The 16,618-nt window shown below is 64.0% G+C and carries 12 protein-coding genes; 5 read left to right on the top strand and 7 right to left on the bottom strand.

Annotated features, from left to right (window positions below; genetic code table 11):
* Nucleotides 1–122: 122 nt before the first annotated feature.
* From VIM95_RS18710 to VIM95_RS18700, 3 genes are read right to left on the bottom strand one after another with little or no spacing between them, the layout of a single operon-like run.
* Nucleotides 123–2,066, bottom strand: a complete 1,944-nt coding sequence (locus VIM95_RS18710) for a DUF3488 and transglutaminase-like domain-containing protein (protein WP_331988760.1) — start codon at nt 2,064–2,066, stop codon at nt 123–125.
* Nucleotides 2,063–3,040, bottom strand: a complete 978-nt coding sequence (locus VIM95_RS18705; protein ID WP_331988758.1) for a DUF58 domain-containing protein — start codon at nt 3,038–3,040, stop codon at nt 2,063–2,065. The genes VIM95_RS18710 and VIM95_RS18705 overlap by 4 nt, the downstream gene beginning before the upstream one ends.
* Nucleotides 3,024–3,950, bottom strand: coding sequence for a MoxR family ATPase (locus VIM95_RS18700; RefSeq protein WP_331988756.1), 927 nt, complete (start codon nt 3,948–3,950; stop codon nt 3,024–3,026). Before VIM95_RS18700 ends, VIM95_RS18705 begins: the two co-directional genes overlap by 17 nt.
* Before the next feature lie 200 nt (nt 3,951–4,150).
* On the opposite strand from VIM95_RS18700, the gene VIM95_RS18695 reads away from it, so the two are divergent.
* Nucleotides 4,151–5,107, top strand: coding sequence for a histone deacetylase family protein (locus tag VIM95_RS18695; protein ID WP_331988754.1), 957 nt, complete (start codon nt 4,151–4,153; stop codon nt 5,105–5,107).
* A gap of 101 nt (nt 5,108–5,208) precedes the next feature.
* Complete coding sequence (locus VIM95_RS18690) at nt 5,209–6,054, top strand: dienelactone hydrolase family protein (RefSeq protein WP_331988752.1); 846 nt, start codon at nt 5,209–5,211, stop codon at nt 6,052–6,054.
* A 10-nt stretch (nt 6,055–6,064) separates the two neighbouring features.
* Here VIM95_RS18690 and VIM95_RS18685 read toward each other — a convergent pair whose 3' ends face one another.
* A complete protein-coding gene (locus VIM95_RS18685; protein ID WP_331988750.1) occupies nt 6,065–6,520 on the bottom strand; it encodes a hypothetical protein in 456 nt (151 codons plus the stop codon).
* Nucleotides 6,521–6,761: 241 nt separating this feature from the next.
* On the opposite strand from VIM95_RS18685, the gene sbcB reads away from it, so the two are divergent.
* The 3 genes from sbcB (at nt 6,762) to VIM95_RS18670 (ending at nt 9,757) form a co-directional block, all read left to right on the top strand.
* A complete protein-coding gene (gene sbcB, locus VIM95_RS18680; RefSeq protein WP_331988748.1) occupies nt 6,762–8,228 on the top strand; it encodes an exodeoxyribonuclease I in 1,467 nt (488 codons plus the stop codon).
* 24 nt (nt 8,229–8,252) lie between these two features.
* A complete protein-coding gene (gene rfbD, locus VIM95_RS18675) occupies nt 8,253–9,134 on the top strand; it encodes a dTDP-4-dehydrorhamnose reductase (RefSeq protein ID WP_331988746.1) in 882 nt (293 codons plus the stop codon).
* Between the two features lie 62 nt (nt 9,135–9,196).
* The gene (locus VIM95_RS18670; RefSeq protein ID WP_331988744.1) at nt 9,197–9,757 is read left to right on the top strand and encodes a DUF2059 domain-containing protein; all 561 of its coding nucleotides are present in this window, start codon (nt 9,197–9,199) and stop codon (nt 9,755–9,757) included.
* 40 nt (nt 9,758–9,797) lie between these two features.
* Here VIM95_RS18670 and VIM95_RS18665 read toward each other — a convergent pair whose 3' ends face one another.
* From VIM95_RS18665 to gltB, 3 genes are all read right to left on the bottom strand, one after another.
* A complete protein-coding gene (locus VIM95_RS18665) occupies nt 9,798–10,532 on the bottom strand; it encodes a substrate-binding periplasmic protein (protein WP_331988742.1) in 735 nt (244 codons plus the stop codon).
* 165 nt (nt 10,533–10,697) lie between these two features.
* Entirely contained in the window at nt 10,698–12,110 is a 1,413-nt protein-coding gene (locus VIM95_RS18660) for an FAD-dependent oxidoreductase (RefSeq protein ID WP_331988740.1), read from the bottom strand.
* 50 nt (nt 12,111–12,160) lie between these two features.
* Nucleotides 12,161–16,615, bottom strand: a complete 4,455-nt coding sequence (gene gltB, locus VIM95_RS18655) for a glutamate synthase large subunit (RefSeq protein WP_331988738.1) — start codon at nt 16,613–16,615, stop codon at nt 12,161–12,163.
* Between the last annotated feature and the right edge of the window lie 3 nt (nt 16,616–16,618).

Below are 16,618 nucleotides of genomic sequence, written 5' to 3'. Positions count from 1 at the left end.
GATTTCCCCCGGCCAGACTGCCTGTTTTTTAGGCAACCCTAACAAAGTCTTCGCCACCAAGGGCTTGCCGGGGCTATCCACAGGCTGTGCACATGCTTACCCAGCGGCCATGTTGACAGTCCTCAGGCAGAGAACCGGCGCACCAGCCTTTGCAGCTCCGCCAGTGACTCCCTGCCGCCATAACGGCTTGCCAAGTAAACCGACAAGATGGCATCGATCGCTTCGGCACGGGCAGGCAAGGCCTGCTTGGCACGGCCGGCGAAGTCCATCGGTCCCTCAGCCAAGCCTTGCTGCAAGCCTTGTGCCGCCAACTTGCGGGCAAAGCGCTGCCAAGCCAGCCGGGCCGGGTCCAGGCGCGGTGGCCGCATACGCCACAACAGCCAGGCAGCCGGTACACCCAGCAGGACTGCCAGCCCGCCAAGGAACCAGGCCAGGAAGCGACCCGAGGTCAGGCCATCGATACCCAGGCCGGCCATGAGCTGGCGCTGCCGCTCCGGGCTGTAGCCCACCACCCACTGGTTCCAGCCGTTGACCGCACTGTCGATCAGCAGTTGGGCCTGCTTCACCCAGTTATTGTCCAAGCGCAATAGATAGGGCAGCTCATCGGCCGGTACGGCCGAGGCCAGGCCTTCCTGGATGCGGGCCGGTGCGACCTCGAAGGTCGGGTCCACCCGGCGCCAGCCCTCTCCTTCCAGCCAGACTTCGGTCCAGGCGTGCGCATCGGCCTGGCGGATGATCAGGTAGTCACCGTTGCTGTCACCACCCTGGTACCCCCCCACCACCCGCGCCGGCACACCGGCCGCCCGCATCACAAAGGCGAACGCGCCGGCAAAATGCTCGCAGAAACCCTGCTTGCCGCGGAACAGGAAATCGTCCACCACATCCTGTCCATATAGCGGTGGCGTGAGGGTGTATTGCAACTGTTGGCGGCCGAAAAAACGCAGCGCCTCATCCACCCGCTCAGCCGGCGCCAATCTCCGCCAACCTTCGGCCAACTCACGGGCGCGCGGGTTGCCAGCGCCCGGCAAGACCAGGGCACGGGCAATCAGTTCCGGTCGCTCCTCGCGACCCACGCGGTAGCGATCCAGGGCACTCAGTTCTATCCGCAGGCGCTTGTCCACCAACCGTCTCCCGATCAGCTGCAGATGGTCGGTGAGACGGCCCTCCGGTGGCTCGGCGGCCGGCAGATCCAAGGCCAGCAACCAAGGACGGAAGTGCGGCTCCAAGGTGATGGCGTAACGATAGCGCTGCTGACCAATGGCTTCGATACGCGGCGGCGGGTCGCTCGTGCTTTGCGCTTGGCTCCAGGTGCGGCCATCGTAATCATCGAATACCGGGCCACGCCAATACAGTTGCTCCTGGCGCGGCCGTACTCCCTGAAACACGACCCGGAAGGCAACCTCATCGTTACGGGCCATGGCCGAAAAACTGCCGGGCGCCATGCTGTCCGCCAGGCCCGAACGCGCCGCGCCTCGGTCTTGCGGCAAGCGCCAGAGCGGCCCTTCAATACGTGGGAAGAGCAGGAACAACAGGACCATGACCGGTAGCGCCTGCAGCATCAGTACACCGGCAAAGCGCAGCTGAGCCAGCGCCACCTTCCAACGTCCGGTCCAACCTTGCAGGCTATGCCAGCCCAACAGCAGCGTACTGACCAGTAGCACCATGCCGGCCAGATAGGCCGCCATGACCACGCTTTGGCTGAACAGGAAATTGGTCGCTATCAGGAAGTAGCTCAGGTAGACCAGCAGCAAGGCATCGCGCCGGCCTCTTGTTTCCAGTAACTTGGCACCCACCAAGGCCGCCAGTACCGCCACCCCGCCGGAGCGGCCCAGCAAGGTGTGGTAGTTGAAGAAGACCCCTGCCACCAAGGCCATGGTGATAGGCAACAGCAGCCAGGACGGTGGCAACCTGCCTTGTACCTGGGTCAGCCAGGCCCGCCAACCAAATAGACCTGCCAATGCTGCCAGCAACCACCACGGCAAGCGGCCAGCATGCGGTAGCAGTACCGCCGCCAAGACGGCCAGAAGGCCAAAGGTCTGGTTCCGATCCAGCCGCTCGGCACTCAAGACTTTTCCCCATACAGCGCAAGGGCTGCCAAGCAGGCTGCCAGGTGGGCCTCGCCCCCATCCGGCGACAACGCTTGTCCTGGCAAGCGCAGGCCATAGCTCAGCCCTTGCGCCTGCGCCATCAGCACCCAGGCGACAAGACGCGACAAACGTGCCTCCACCGGCATATCGGGTGGCAGGCTATCCCAGTCCAAACAGAGCGCTTCGGCGGCCTGCCCCTGGAATTCCTTGATCATCAGCACCGATTCGCGCGCCGCGACCTTCCAGGCGACATGACGCGGCGAATCACCGCGCTGAAAGGGGCGCAGGCCAGCGAAATCATCCTGCCCGCGGGGCGTCGCCCGACCCTCGCCTTCCCCATCGGCTGCCGATGGCAGCGCCGGGGGTGTCAGTTCGGCCTGCGGGTAGACCAGCACCCGCTGCTCGAAGTAGGCATAGGACCAGGCACGGAATACTCCCAGCGGCCAATGGGTCTCGATCCGCAGTCTTGGTGCATGCAACCAGCCGCGCCGTGACGCAGGCAGGCTCAACCACACTCTCTGGCTATCACCGGCAGCCACGTCAGCGCCGCTTGATTGCTCTCCATAGCGCAGCAGCAGGTTGTGGCGGGGTAGCCGGCTGAGGTTCTCCAGCACGATCTCGAAACGGGCACTTTCACCGGCAAAGCAGGGCTCGCTGCGGCCTGCCAGCAGATCAAGGCCTAACAGGTTGCGAAAGGTATGGAAGATGGACACCAGTGCCATGGCGCCCAGCAGAAAGACCAGCAGGTAGACCAGCGCCAGGTCGTAATTGACTGCGCAGGCCAGCATGGCCAGCAACACCAGGCAAAAGCCGGCACCACTGCGGCTCAGGAAGATATAGACCCGCTGTTGGTTCAGGCGCTGGCTTCGCGTGCCGACCGGGTGGCGCCGCTGCAGCCAAGCCTGCCAGCGGGCCTGCAACGGTCGCTGCAGGGCCTCAGGGAATAGCCACATCTTGCATCAGCTTGGCCACCAGTTCCGGTTGCGGGCGGTTGCTGGCTCGTGCCAGCAAGCGATGGGTGGCAACCGGCCCAAATACCGCCTGCACATCCTCCGGAATCACCATATCGCGGCCAGCCAGGAGAGCCCAGGCGCGCGCCACCGCCAACAGGCCCAGTGCGGCTCGCGGCGAGAGGCCATTGTGGAAGGCATCGGTCTCACGTGTGGCGCGGCACAGCGCCTGCACATAGTCGACCAGGGCAGGCGCCACATGCACCCGCCGTACCGTGGCCTGAAAGCCCGCCAGCTCGGCAGCGTCCATGGCCGGACGGGCGTCGCGCAACATCGCACGCCGATCCTCGCCCAGCAGCATGGCGCGTTCGGCGGCCGCGTCCGGGTAGCCCAGGGTAATGCGCAGGAGAAAGCGGTCCAGCTGCGATTCGGGCAGGGGAAAGGTACCGATCTGGTACGAAGGGTTCTGGGTGGCGATCACGAAGAAAGGTTCTGGGAGCACCCGGGTCTCCCCGTCCAGCGTGACCTGGCGTTCCTCCATGGCTTCCAGCAGGGCAGACTGGGTCTTGGGTGTCGCCCGGTTGATCTCGTCGGCCAGCACCACCTGGCTGAACACCGGACCGGGATGGAAACGGAAGGCATGGTTATCGCGGTCGTAGATCGACACCCCGATCAAATCGGCCGGCAACATGTCGCTGGTGAACTGTACCCGCTGGAACAAGAGGCCCAGGGTGGCCGCCAGCGCATGGGCCAGTGTGGTCTTGCCCACGCCGGGCACATCCTCGATCAAGAGGTGGCCACGCGCCAACAGACAGGCCAGGGCCAGCCGCGTCTCGCGCGGCTTGCCAAGGATATAGGCGTCGAGTTGCGCCAGCACGGCGTGCAGCGGGGCGAGTAGGGTACGTTCCGGCATAGAGATTTCTTGTTGTGGGCTGCCTGGCAAGGCGGGACAGACTATTGGTTTATACCACCCCCGGCCTTAAACTGTGCGAAGGAGACACAGCGTTCCAAACAACACGGCAACAAGGCAGGCGGACGACTACGCGCCATGGGACGGGCGCGGGTCGGAATGGTTCGCGCTGGACCCGCACGCGCCGCCGAGGAGAACCTATCTTGCTTAGCTGGCTGGCCCGCAAGCTCAGGGGCAGTGCCCCTACGGCATATTTGACCCACCCCGATTGCGCCCTGCACGATATGGGCCATGGCCATCCCGAATCACCGGACCGGCTGGCCGCCATCCAGGATAGGCTGATCGCCGCCGGCCTATGGGACCACCTCTTGCATGTCGAGCCGCCGCTGGTGCGCCGCGAGCAGCTGGCCCTGGTCCATCCGCCACGCTATGTGGAGGCGCTCGACCAGGCTTCGCCCAGCCAGGGCGTGGTCCATATGGACCCCGATACCGTCATGGGGCCACATACGCTGCAAGCCGCGTGGCGCGCGGCCGGTGCCGTGGTCAAGGCCACCGACCTGGTGATCGATGGCACGGCCGCCAATGCCTTCTGCGCCATCCGGCCACCCGGCCACCATGCCGAATCCTGCAAGGCCATGGGCTTTTGCTTCTTCAACAACCTCGGCATCGGCGTTGCGCACGCCTTGAGCCGCGGTATCGAACGGGTAGCGGTGGCCGACTTCGACGTGCACCACGGCAACGGCACCGAGGAGCTATTCCACGACAACCCGCGGGTGCTGATGGTGTCGACCTTCCAGTCCCCCTTCTACCCCTACAGCGGCGAGCTGCCCATGGGGCCCAATATGCACAATGTGCCGCTCAAGGCCGGCAGCCGCGGCGAGGAATTTCGCGCTGCGGTGGAGCGCGAATGGTTGCCGGCATTACAGGCCTTCCAGCCGCAGATGTTGTTTATCTCGGCCGGCTTCGATGCCCACCGTGAAGATGATATGGCCAGCATGGGCCTCGTTGAGGACGACTACGCCTGGGTCACCGAACGGCTCATGGAAGTAGCGGCGGAGTATGCCGAGGGCCGCATCGTCTCGGTACTCGAAGGCGGCTACGATCTCTCCGCACTGGGGCGTAGCGTTGCCGCCCATATCAAGGTGCTTGCTGATCTATGAGCACAGGCGCGGCAGCTGTCCGCGTGCCTGCGAACCAAAACAGGCCTCGCCGCTCCATAGCGGCAGCCCAATCTTTCCTACCTTTCGACGAGGAGCATACCGTGGCAGAGACCGTCATCCCCCCGCAACTGAGCCGTCGCGACTTCATGGTCACGTCCCTCGCCACCGGCTTTGCGCTGGCCGTGGTACCGAACGCCGAGGCCGAAACCATCGTCACAGATAGCAAGGGGCTGACCGCCGGCGAGGTGAAGATCCCGGTCGAGGGAGGCGAAATTCCCGCCTACCGTGCAGCCCCAGCCGGCCCCGGCAAGTACCCGGTGGTACTGGTGGTGCAGGAGATCTTCGGGGTACATGAGCATATCCGCGACGTCTGCCGCCGGCTGGCCAAGCAGGGTTACTTTGCGGTGGCAACCGAGCTGTACGCGCGGCAGGGCGATGTCTCCAAACTGGAGGACATCAAGGCCATCCAGGCCGTGGTCGCCAAGGTGCCAGATACCCAGGTGCTGTCCGACCTCGACCGAACCGTGGCCTGGGCCAAGGCGCAGGGAGCAGATACACAAAAGCTGGCGGTGACCGGTTTTTGCTGGGGCGGCCGGATTACCTGGCTCTATACCGCCCACAATCCGGACATCAAGGCCGGCGTGGCCTGGTATGGCCGCCTGCTAGGCCAGCCCAGCGAGATGACGCCGCGCCATCCGATCGATCTGGTCAAGGACTTGAAGGCCCCGGTGCTGGGCCTCTATGGCGGGGCCGATACCGGTATTCCACTCGATACGGTGGAAAAGATGCGCGAAGCGCTCAAGTCGGCCGGCAAGGCAGGCGAGATCGTGGTCTACCCCGATACGCCCCACGCCTTCCATGCCGACTATCGCCCGAGCTACCGCAAGGAAGCCGCCGAAGACGGCTGGCGGCGCATGCTGGCCTGGTTCAAGCAGAACGGGGTCTGACCCGTCCTGCTCAGTAGCTGACTGCTGCGACCGCGCTACGGGTGGCGCTCTTGCCGCCCAGCGGGCGGCTGGCCTGGCGGCCGTTGTCGTGCTTGGCGACAGCGGCGGTATTGCATTCGATCTGGCGCAGCTGCTCGCCACGGAAGCGGGCGGCCTGGGCGCGGAAGGCAACGGCCTGCTGCTTGTAGTGGGCAAGCAGCTCGCGCATTTCCTGCGGCAGCATCAGGTAGGAAGCACGGCGCGACATCGCATCGGCCAGCTGATCGAGCTGGACCGCCTGCGCTTCGTAACTCTGGGCACGCATATCCGGGGTCTGGTTGTACCAGAGGTTGGGCACCACGACGAGCTCACCGCTGTCGAGGTAACGGTATTTCAGCTGCCCGCTGCGGAACGGGTCGATGCCATCCATCTGCAACTCGTGCGGGCGGCTGCGGTCCAGGGTTTGCTGAAACAACGGGGTATCCATATTGCACTCCAGTCTCTTGAGTCTCGCGGTCCATGCGGCCACGCATGGTTGTAAAAACGCGCGACATGGCCGTCAGTTGACCGCAGATGACATGAACAGATACTGAAATTTGCATGGCGCAACATCTGGAAAGATTCGACCATCGATTTGCCTTGCTGGCGCGGGGCTCTTAGAGTGCCGCCTGTATACACCGGCGGTGTGCGCTGCAAGCCGCATCCCGCCTTGAGGAGACCCATTCCGCATGGCCGCCACCCCGACCTTTTTCTGGCACGACTACGAAACCTTCGGCATTAATCCCAAGCAGGATCGCCCCGCTCAGTTCGCCGGCATACGTACCGATGCCGAGCTCAACGAGATTGGCGAGCCGGTCGAGTTGTTCTGCCTACCCAGCGACGATTTCCTGCCCGACCCGGTCTCGGTGCTGATCACCGGCATCACCCCGCAAATTGCGCGCGAACGCGGCGTACCCGAACCCGAATTCGTCGCCCGCATCCATGCCGAGCTGGCCGCACCCGGCACCTGTGGCCTGGGCTACAACACCCTACGCTTTGACGACGAACTGACCCGTCACCTGTTCTGGCGCAATCTCTACGACCCCTATGCCCGCGAATGGCAGAACGGCGGTTCGCGCTGGGACCTCCTGGACTGCGTACGGGCGACCTTCGCCTTCCGGCCCGAAGGCATAGCATGGCCGCGGCACGAAGATGGCCGGGTCTCTTTCAAGCTGGAGCAGCTGACCGCCGCCAACGGCCTGGCCCATGAAGCCGCACACGATGCGCTCAGCGATGTACGCGCCACCATCGCCTTCGCCCGGCTGATCCGCGAGCGCCAACCCCGGCTGTTCGACTTCTGCTACCGCCTGCGCAAGAAAGACCAGGTGGCCAACGAGATCGGCGCGCTCGACGGCCATGCCTTCCTGCATGTCTCGGGTATGTACCCTACCGAGCAGGGCTGTCTGGCGCCGGTCGCCGCCGTAGGCTGGCATCCCACCAACAAGAACGAGCTGGCGGTATGGGACCTGCGTTACGACCCGAGCGAATTGTTCGAACTCGACGCCGAGCAGATCCGCCGTCGCCTGTTCACCCGTAGCACCGACCTCGCCGAAGGGGAGACCCGGTTACCGGTCAAGACCATCCATCTCAACAAGTCGCCGGTAGTGGTCGGCAATCTGCGCACCCTCTCCACCGAGCGGGCCGAGCAGCTGCAACTCGATATGGCCCAGGCGCAGCAGCACGCCGAACGGCTGGCCGTACTGTTGCAGCAGCATGGCAAGACCCTGAACCAGACCCTGCGCCAGGTCTACAGCCGTGACGCCGCCCCCGGCGGCGGCCCACGTGACGTGGACGGCGCCCTCTACGACGGTTTTGTGGGCGACGGCGACAAGCGCAAGCTCGACAAGCTGCGCGACATGGATGGCCTGAGCCTGGCACGCAGCGCCAGCGGATTTGACGACGCTCGGCTAGAGGAGGTGCTGTTCCGCTACCGTGCCCGCAACTGGCCGGCTACGCTGAGCGAAGCCGAGCAGGCCCGCTGGCGGCAGCACCGCAGTGAGCGGCTGATCGACGGGGGCCATGGCGGACTCAGCCAGGCAACCCTCGCCGCGCGCGTGGCCGAGCTGCGCCAGGAGCACGCCGACGACGCCCGCGCCCAGGCCTTGCTGACCGCCGTAGAGGAATTCGCCGAGCAGCAATGCCAGGACCTGGCCTGACCCTATCCCCATCAAGGAATCACCATGCAACACACCATCCTGCTCACCGGCGTGAACGGCCAAGTCGGCTTTGAACTGCAACGCACGCTGCAAGGCCTGGGTACCGTCCATGCGCCGCAGCGTGCCGCACTGGACTTGGCCAACCCCGACGCATTGCGCGCCGCAGTGCGGGCGCTACGCCCCACCCTGATCGTCAATCCAGCGGCCTATACCGCGGTGGACAAGGCCGAGAGCGAGCCGGAGCTGGCCCATGCGATCAATGCCACCGCCCCGCAGGTGCTGGCCGAAGAAGCCAAGCAACTGGGCATACCGCTGATCCACTACTCGACCGACTATGTCTATTCGGGCGAGGGCGAGACACCCTGGCGCGAGAGCGACCCGGTTGCACCGCCCAATGTCTACGGAGCCAGCAAGCTGGCTGGCGAGGAGGCGATCCGCGCCAGCGGCTGCCAGCACCTGATCCTGCGTACCAGTTGGGTCTATGGCCCGCGCGGCAAGAACTTCCTTCTGACCATGCTCAAACTCGGCCGCGAGCGCGATGCACTCAATATCGTCGCAGACCAGATCGGTGCGCCGACCAGCAGCCGCACCATCGCCACGTTGACCGGCCATATCGTCGCCGGCCGGCCCGATTGGGCCGCCGTCAGCGGCACCTACCATCTGGTCAATGGCGGCACCACCAGCTGGCACGGCTTTGCAGAGGCCATCTTCGCGCTGGCCGCAGCGCAGGGCGACAAGGTGCCCGCCACGCTGGGAGCCATCGCCAGCGAGGCCTATCCCACCCCGGCCAAACGGCCCAAGAATTCCCGGCTCGACCTTGCCAAGCTCAAGGCCACCTTCGGGCTGACCCCACCCAGCTGGCAGGACGCGCTGGCGCTCTGCTTTGCCGAACTGAAGGCGGGTTGAGCAGACTACGCCGCCGGCGTGGCAAACCGTAAGCATCGATAACAAAGGAAAAGAGGAAAACCATGCAACAACTGAAACGCTACGCCCTGGCCCTGCTGGCCGCCTGCCTCTTGGGCAGCGCCCAGGCTGATGAAATCCCGGCCGACAAGCGCCAGGCCATCCAGGAGCTGATCGAGGTGATGAACCTGAAGGCACTGGGGCCGCAGATGCTGGCGCAGATCAGCGCCCAATCCGGCGCGCTGATGAAACAGGGCGCCGTGGCCGCCATCGAGCAGGACAAGCGCTTGAACCCGGCCCAGCGGCAGGCGGCACTGAGCAAGGTGGAACAGGAGCTGCCTGAACTGGAGAAGGCCTTCAACGACAGCCTGGCCAAGTTCGACATGGGCGGCTTGATGCAGGAGGTGATGTACGGCACCTACAGCAAGTACTTCGAGACGGCGGAAATCCAGGACATCACCGCCTTCTATCGCTCGTCCACCGGCCAGAAGATGCTGGCCAAGATGCCGCAGATCATGCAGGAGTCCATGCAGATCAGCATGGCCCGCATGGGACCGGTGGTGAACGATATGGTGCAGAAGACGCTGGAGCGCCAGAGCGCGCAACAGCAGAAAAAGAAGAAGTAAGCCCGTCAGCCCCCTGAGTACCCGCCCCCAAGGCGGGTACTCAGGGATTCAAGCCCGGCATCAGGCTGCGTATGGCGGCGTTGAGCCGCTCCATAGTGGCCGTATCAAGCCGCTTGCTGCACATCAGGTAGCGCTTGAGTCCCGGCGGCGCATCGGCAAAGTCCACGCGTACCAGGCCCGCTTCGGTCACCTCGCGGCGCTGATCCAGATAGGTCAGGTCCTCCTGATCGATCAGCATATAGTCGGCACGCCGGGCCGAGATCATCTTGGCCAGTTGCAGCGGCGCCACCGTAGCACGCATGGCCGGTCGCGGCATGGCGGTGATCATGCGATCCAGTTCAGGCCCGTAAGAGGCGCCGTCGACCACACCCATGGACAGTTTGGTATCTGCCAGCAAGGATTGCAGCGACTTGTGGGCACGTACCGCCGTCAACGCATGGTTGCCCGCCAGCACTACCTGGGGCTTGTCCTGGTGCATAGCCAGGGAAAAGCGGGCATAGGCTTCGCGCTCCGGCAACTTGTACCAGCCTGGCGAACAGATGAGTACGCGGTTGGCCTGCAGATCGGCCGTCAACCGCTTGGTGGGGATTTCCAGAAAGGTCGCCTGCACCTTGGCCAAGCGGAAAATCTCGGCGGTGCGGTCCAGCAGGAAACCACGCGGCTGACCATGCTCGCTATAGCTGTAGGGTGGCTTGTCACGGTACTCGATCAGCACCGGACCGGCAGCCGCCGCCAGCGGCGGCAGGGTCAGCAACAAGAAAGAAAAGATCTTCATGCCTATGATCCTAGAACCTGCCGCGTCCAAGCCCAAAGACCAGCAAGGTAGGCCCCAACCAAGGTTGGGTAAACTTCCATTAAGAGATATCTAAGATATTCACCATGCCAGACAGCAGAACGGCACGGTAAACCGTGCCGTTCCATGTCCAACGACGTTGGTATATTACCAGACGCCGATATACTCCAATATCCCCTCGGCAGCCTGCCTCCCCTCGAACACCGCACGCACCACCAGATCGGCACCCCGCACCTGGTCACCACCGGCAAAGACCTTGGGGTGGCTGGTCTGGTGCTTGTAGGTCTGGCGTGCCTGAGCCACGGTACGGCCACGTTCGTCGACCTTGATGCCGTGCTGCTCGAACCACTGTTCTGGTTTGACCTGGAAGCCGAAGGCCACGATCACGTGATCGCAGGCGATGATCTCTTCCGAGCCCGGCACCACCACCGGCGAACGACGGCCCTTGGCATCCGGCTCGCCCAGCTGCGTGGTTACCAGCTTCACGCCCAGTGCACCGTTGTGCTGCACGATCTCTACCGGTTGGCGGTTCCACAGAAAGGCCACGCCCTCCTCCTTGGCGTTGGCGACCTCGCGCTTGGAACCCGGCATATTGGCCTCGTCACGACGGTAGGCGCAAACCACCTGGGCTGCACCCTGGCGAATGCTGGTGCGGTTGCAGTCCATGGCGGTATCGCCACCACCCAGCACCACCACCCGTTTACCTTCCATGCTCAGGTGGCGCTCGCCCTCAGGCAGGGTGTTCATGCGGTAGCGGATGTTGTTGACCAGGAAGGGCAGCGCCTCCAGCACACCCGGCAATTGCTCTCCAGGGAAACCGCCCTTCATGTATTCATAAGCGCCCATACCCATGAAGACCGCATCGTATTCGGCCAGCAGGGTTTCGAACTCGACGTCGGTACCGATCTCGGTATTGAGGCGGAATTCCACGCCCATCTCTTCGAGGATGCGGCGGCGGCGAACCACGATGTCCTTCTCCAGCTTGAACTCGGGAATACCGAAGGTCAGCAGGCCGCCGATCTCTTCATAGCGGTCGTACACCACCGGCTTGACGCCATTGCGCACCAGCACGTCGGCAGCGGCAAGGCCGGCCGGACCGGCGCCGATGATGGCGACTCGCTTGTCGGTCCAGAGCACCTTGGACATATCCGGCCGCCAGCCCTGCTTGTAGGCCTCGTCGGTGATGTATTTCTCCACCGAGCCGATGGTCACCGCGCCAAAGCCCCCCTGGTTGAGGGTGCAGGCACCTTCGCACAGGCGGTCCTGCGGGCAGACGCGGCCGCAGATCTCGGGCAGCGAATTGGTCTTGTGGCTCAGTTCGGCCGCTTCGAACAGCTTGCCTTCCTCAACCAGCTTGAGCCAATTGGGGATGTAGTTGTGGACCGGGCACTCCCACTCGCAATAGGGGTTGCCGCAGCTCAGGCAGCGGCCGGCCTGCTCGGCAGCCTCGCCCTTCTGCAGCGGCGCGTAGATCTCGATGAACTTGCGGCGGCGGAACTCGGCTTCGAACTTCTGGCCGGGGTCGCGCGGCAGGTTGAGGAACTTGAAAACATCACCCATGACGGTTGCTTCCTTTCACCCCGTGGCCACCTGGGCCACGGACGGCATGTTTAGTCTTTCAACAGGCTTTCGATCTTGGCGGCCTTGGGCTTCACCAACCAGAAGTAGTCGACGTAGTCGTCGAAGTCTTCCAGGATCTGTGCGCCGATCACCGAGCCGGTCAGGGCCACATGCTGCTCGATCTTTTCCTTCAGGAAGGCGCGGTACTGGCCCATCGCCTCGCCATTGATCAGGTGGATATCGATCAGCTCGTTGTTGTAGCGATAGGCAAACTTCTCGTCGCGGTCATACACGAAGGCAAAGCCCCCGGTCATGCCCGCACCGAAGTTGATGCCCGTCTGGCCCAGCGCGATCACGCAGCCACCGGTCATGTATTCGCAACCATGGTCACCCATGCCTTCCACCACCGCCAGCGCGCCGGAATTGCGCACTGCGAAGCGCTCACCCACCAGGCCGGAGGCGTACAGCTCGCCGCCGGTTGCACCGTACAGGCAGGTATTGCCGATGATGGTGCCCTCGTGTGGCTGGTACATCACGCCGGCAGGCGGATAGATCACCAACCTGCCACCGTTCATGCCCTTGCCCACGTAGTCGTTGGCGTCGCCTTCCAGCGTCAGGTGCAGGCCCTTGGCGTTCCACACGCCAAAGCTCTGCCCGGCCGAGCCCTTGAGGCGCACATCCAGCGTACCGGCCGGCAGGCCATCGGCACCGTGCTGGCGGGCGATCTCGCCACTCAAGCGCGCACCGATGGAGCGGTTGATGTTGCGTACGTTGTACTCGAGCGTGACCGGCGTCCTGGCGACGATGGCCGGCAGTGCGTCCTTGAGCATCTTCTCGGCCAGCTCGCCCTTGTCGAAGCTCGGGTTGCCCTCGGTCACGCAGTAGCGCGGCTCATCCTCGGGGATGCCACCCTGGCTTAGCAGCACACCCAGCTGCAGCTGACCTTGGCGGCGGCTTTCGCCTTCCAGCAGCTCCAAGAGGTCGGTGCGGCCAATCAGCTCGGCCATGCTGCGGATACCGAGCTTGGCCATCCACTCGCGGGTCTCGCGGGCGATAAAGGTGAAGTAGTTCACCACCATGTCCGGCAAGCCGATGAAGTACTTGGAACGCAGCTTGATCTCCTGGGTCGCCACACCGGTCGCGCAGTTGTTGAGATGGCAGATGCGCAGGAATTTGCAGCCCAGCGCCACCATGGGGCCGGTACCGAAGCCGAAGCTCTCGGCGCCCATGATGGCGGCCTTGATCACGTCCAGGCCGGTCTTGAGGCCGCCATCGGTCTGCACCCGCACCCGGCCGCGCAGGCCGTTGGCGCGCAGCACCTGCTGCGCCTCGGTCAGGCCCAGCTCCCAGGGCGAACCGGCATACTTCACGCTCGACAAGGGGCTGGCGCCGGTACCACCGTCGTAGCCGGAGATGGTGATCAGGTCGGCATAGGCCTTGGCCACACCGGCGGCCACCGTGCCCACGCCGGGCTCGGCCACCAGCTTGACCGACACCAGGGCCGAGGGGTTGACCTGCTTGAGATCGAAGATCAGCTGGGCCAGATCCTCGATGGAATAGATGTCGTGGTGCGGCGGCGGCGAGATCAGGCTGATACCTTCCTTCGCGTGCCGCAAGCGGGCAATGAGACCGCTGACCTTGTCACCGGGTAACTGGCCACCCTCACCGGGCTTGGCACCCTGTGCCACCTTGATCTGCAGCACTTCGGCATTGACCAGATAGTGCGGGGTCACGCCAAAACGGCCGGAGGCCACCTGCTTGATCTTGGACATGCGCACCGTGCCATAGCGGGCCGGATCTTCACCGCCCTCACCGCTGTTGGAACGGCCGCCCAGGCGGTTCATACCCTCGGCCAGTGCTTCATGCGCCTCGGGCGAGAGCGCGCCCAGCGACATGCCGGCGGAATCGAAACGCTTGAGGATGGCCTCCAGCGGTTCAACCTCGTCCACGGGGATGGCGAGGGCCGGATCGACCTTGAGCTTCATCAGGTCACGCAGCATGGCCACCGGGCGGGTGTTCACCAGCTCGGCATAGCGCAGATACTCGGCGTAGTCGCCATTCTGCACTGCCTTTTGCAGCTGCATCACCACGTCCGGGTTGTAGGCGTGGTACTCCTCGCCAAACACGTACTTGAGCAGACCACCTTGCGAGATCGGCCGCATCGCGTTGAAAGCCTGCTTGTTGAGCGCGCGCATATCGGCATCGAAGTCGGCAAAGCCTGCACCACCCACCCGGCTGACGGTGAAGGGCATGCAGGTCTCGACGATCTCCTCGGCAATACCGACCGCCTCGAAGAGCTGCGCGCCACGGTAGGAGGCCACCGTGGAGATGCCCATCTTGGACAGCACCTTCAGGAGACCCTTGTTGATACCCTTGCGGTAGCGGCTCATCGCCTCGGACTGCTTGTCGGTAATCACACCGGCCTGCATCAGGTCGGCGATCACCTCGTAGGCGAGGTAGGGATGGACCGCGGTCGCACCATAGCCGATCAAGCAGGCGAACTGATGTGGATCGCGCGCGGTGGCGGTATCGACCAACAGGTTGGTCTTGCAGCGCAGGCCGGCGTTGACCAGTGCGGTATGCACCGCACCGGTGGCGAACAGCGCATGGATGGGAATGCGGCCCTTGGCAATATGGCGGTCCGACAGCACAGCGATTGCGATACCAGCACGCGAGGCCGCCACCACCTGCTCGCTCAGCGCTGCGATCGCCGCTTGCAGCGTGGTGCTCTCGGCATCGTAGCAAAGATCGAAGGTTTGCGAACGGAACTGCGGGTCTTCGTGCTGGGTGAGCAGCTTGAACTTCTCGAAACTCAATACCGGGCTGCTGACCTCGATGCGCTTGGCGTGGTCGGCGGTCTCTTCGAAGATGTTCTTCTCTGAGCCGAACACGGTGTTCAGCGACATCACCACCGCCTCGCGGATCGGGTCGATCGGCGGGTTGGTCACCTGGGCGAACTGCTGGCGCAGGTAGTCATAGGGCGAGCGAACCTTCTGCGACAGCACCGCCATGGGGGTGTCGTCACCCATGGAACCAACCGCCTCCTGGCCGTCCTCGGCCAGCACGCGGATCACCGCATCGCGTTCCTCAAAGCTGATCTGGAACTGCTTCTGATAGACATTGAGCTGGTCGCGCGACAGTTCCGAGCGGCCGCTGTCCTCGTCCATGCTGAGCTCCAGCCGGGTGGCGTACTGCTTGATCCAGCGCCGGTAGGGGTGAGCGGACTTGAGCTTGATATCGATCTCGTGCGGCAGCAGCAGCTGTCCGGACTGCAGATCCACCGCCATGATCTGACCGGGCCGCACACGGCCCTTCTTCACCACGTCTTCGGGCTTGTAGTTCCAGACACCGATCTCGGACGAGATGGTCAGATGACGATCACGGGTCAGCACGTAGCGGGCCGGGCGCAGGCCGTTACGGTCCAGCATACAGCCGGCGTACCGGCCGTTGGTGAGCACAATGCCGGCCGGGCCGTCCCAGGGCTCCATGTGCATGGAGTTGTATTCGTAGAAGGCACGCAGCTCCTTGTCGGTGGTATCGACGTTCTGCCAGGCCGGCGGTACCAGGAGGCGCAACGCGCGGAAGAAGTCGATGCCGCCCATCAGGAGGCCTTCGAGCATATTGTCGAGGCTCATGGAGTCCGAGCCATCGGTCTGCACGATGGGGCGGATATCGTCCATGTCCGGGATCAGCGGCGAGGCCATGATGGCTTCGCGGGCGCGAGCCCAGGAGCGGTTGCCCGAGATGGTGTTGATTTCACCGTTGTGGGCAACATAGCGGAACGGTTGCGCCAGCTTCCATTGCGGCCAGGTATTGGTCGAGAAGCGCTGGTGAAATACCGCCAGCGAGGAGGTGAAGCGCTCGTCCTGCAGGTCGGGGAAGAACACCGGCAGGTTTTCGGGCGTCACCAGACCCTTGTAGGAGATGGTGTGGGCCGACAGGGTGGGAATGTAGAAGCTGGCGTCGCCCTTGTTGGCCTTCTCGGCCAACCGGCGGCCGATATAGAGGCGGCGCTCGAAGCTGGCGGCATCCATATGGGCGGGGCAGTTCACGAACACCTGGGCAATGGCCGGCAGGGTCTTGAGCGCATACTCGCCGCAGGCACGGGTATCGGTCGGTACAGTGCGGAAACCGGCCACCTCGAGCCCCTGCTCTTCAAGCTGGGCCTTGAGGGTGTTGAGCGAGGCCTTGCCGAGCTCAAGGTCGGCGCTGTGGAAAACCAGGCCGGCAGCGTAGTGATGCGCCAGCTCCAGGCCTTTTTCCTTGGCCACGGTGCGCAGAAAGCTGTCTGGCTTGCGGAACAGCAGGCCGCAGCCGTCGCCGGATTTACCGTCGGCCGCCACGGCGCCGCGGTGGGTCAGATTGGCCAGCGAGGAGATCGCGGTCGAGACCAGCCAGTGCGATGGCTTGTCGTCCATATTCGCGATCAGGCCGAAGCCGCAGGAGTCCTGCTCGAAGCTGGGGCGGTAAAGCGTACCGTCTAGGCGGCGCTGTCTGTCATCCATGTG

Origin of the sequence: Chitinimonas sp. (assembly GCF_036568685.1) — a bacterium.
Lineage (GTDB): Bacteria > Pseudomonadota > Gammaproteobacteria > Burkholderiales > Chitinimonadaceae > Chitinimonas.
This window is presented reverse-complemented; position numbering and strand designations above follow the sequence as displayed.

Coding starts and splice junctions, on each gene's coding strand:
- VIM95_RS18705 (WP_331988758.1), bottom strand. CDS start 3,040: ATGTGGCTATTCCCTGAGGCCCTGCAGCGACCGTTGCAGGCCCGCTGG.
- VIM95_RS18665 (WP_331988742.1), bottom strand. CDS start 10,532: ATGAAGATCTTTTCTTTCTTGTTGCTGACCCTGCCGCCGCTGGCGGCG.
- VIM95_RS18670 (WP_331988744.1), top strand. CDS start 9,197: ATGCAACAACTGAAACGCTACGCCCTGGCCCTGCTGGCCGCCTGCCTC.
- rfbD (WP_331988746.1), top strand. CDS start 8,253: ATGCAACACACCATCCTGCTCACCGGCGTGAACGGCCAAGTCGGCTTT.
- sbcB (WP_331988748.1), top strand. CDS start 6,762: ATGGCCGCCACCCCGACCTTTTTCTGGCACGACTACGAAACCTTCGGC.
- VIM95_RS18685 (WP_331988750.1), bottom strand. CDS start 6,520: ATGGATACCCCGTTGTTTCAGCAAACCCTGGACCGCAGCCGCCCGCAC.
- VIM95_RS18660 (WP_331988740.1), bottom strand. CDS start 12,110: ATGGGTGATGTTTTCAAGTTCCTCAACCTGCCGCGCGACCCCGGCCAG.
- VIM95_RS18700 (WP_331988756.1), bottom strand. CDS start 3,950: ATGCCGGAACGTACCCTACTCGCCCCGCTGCACGCCGTGCTGGCGCAA.
- gltB (WP_331988738.1), bottom strand. CDS start 16,615: ATGGATGACAGACAGCGCCGCCTAGACGGTACGCTTTACCGCCCCAGC.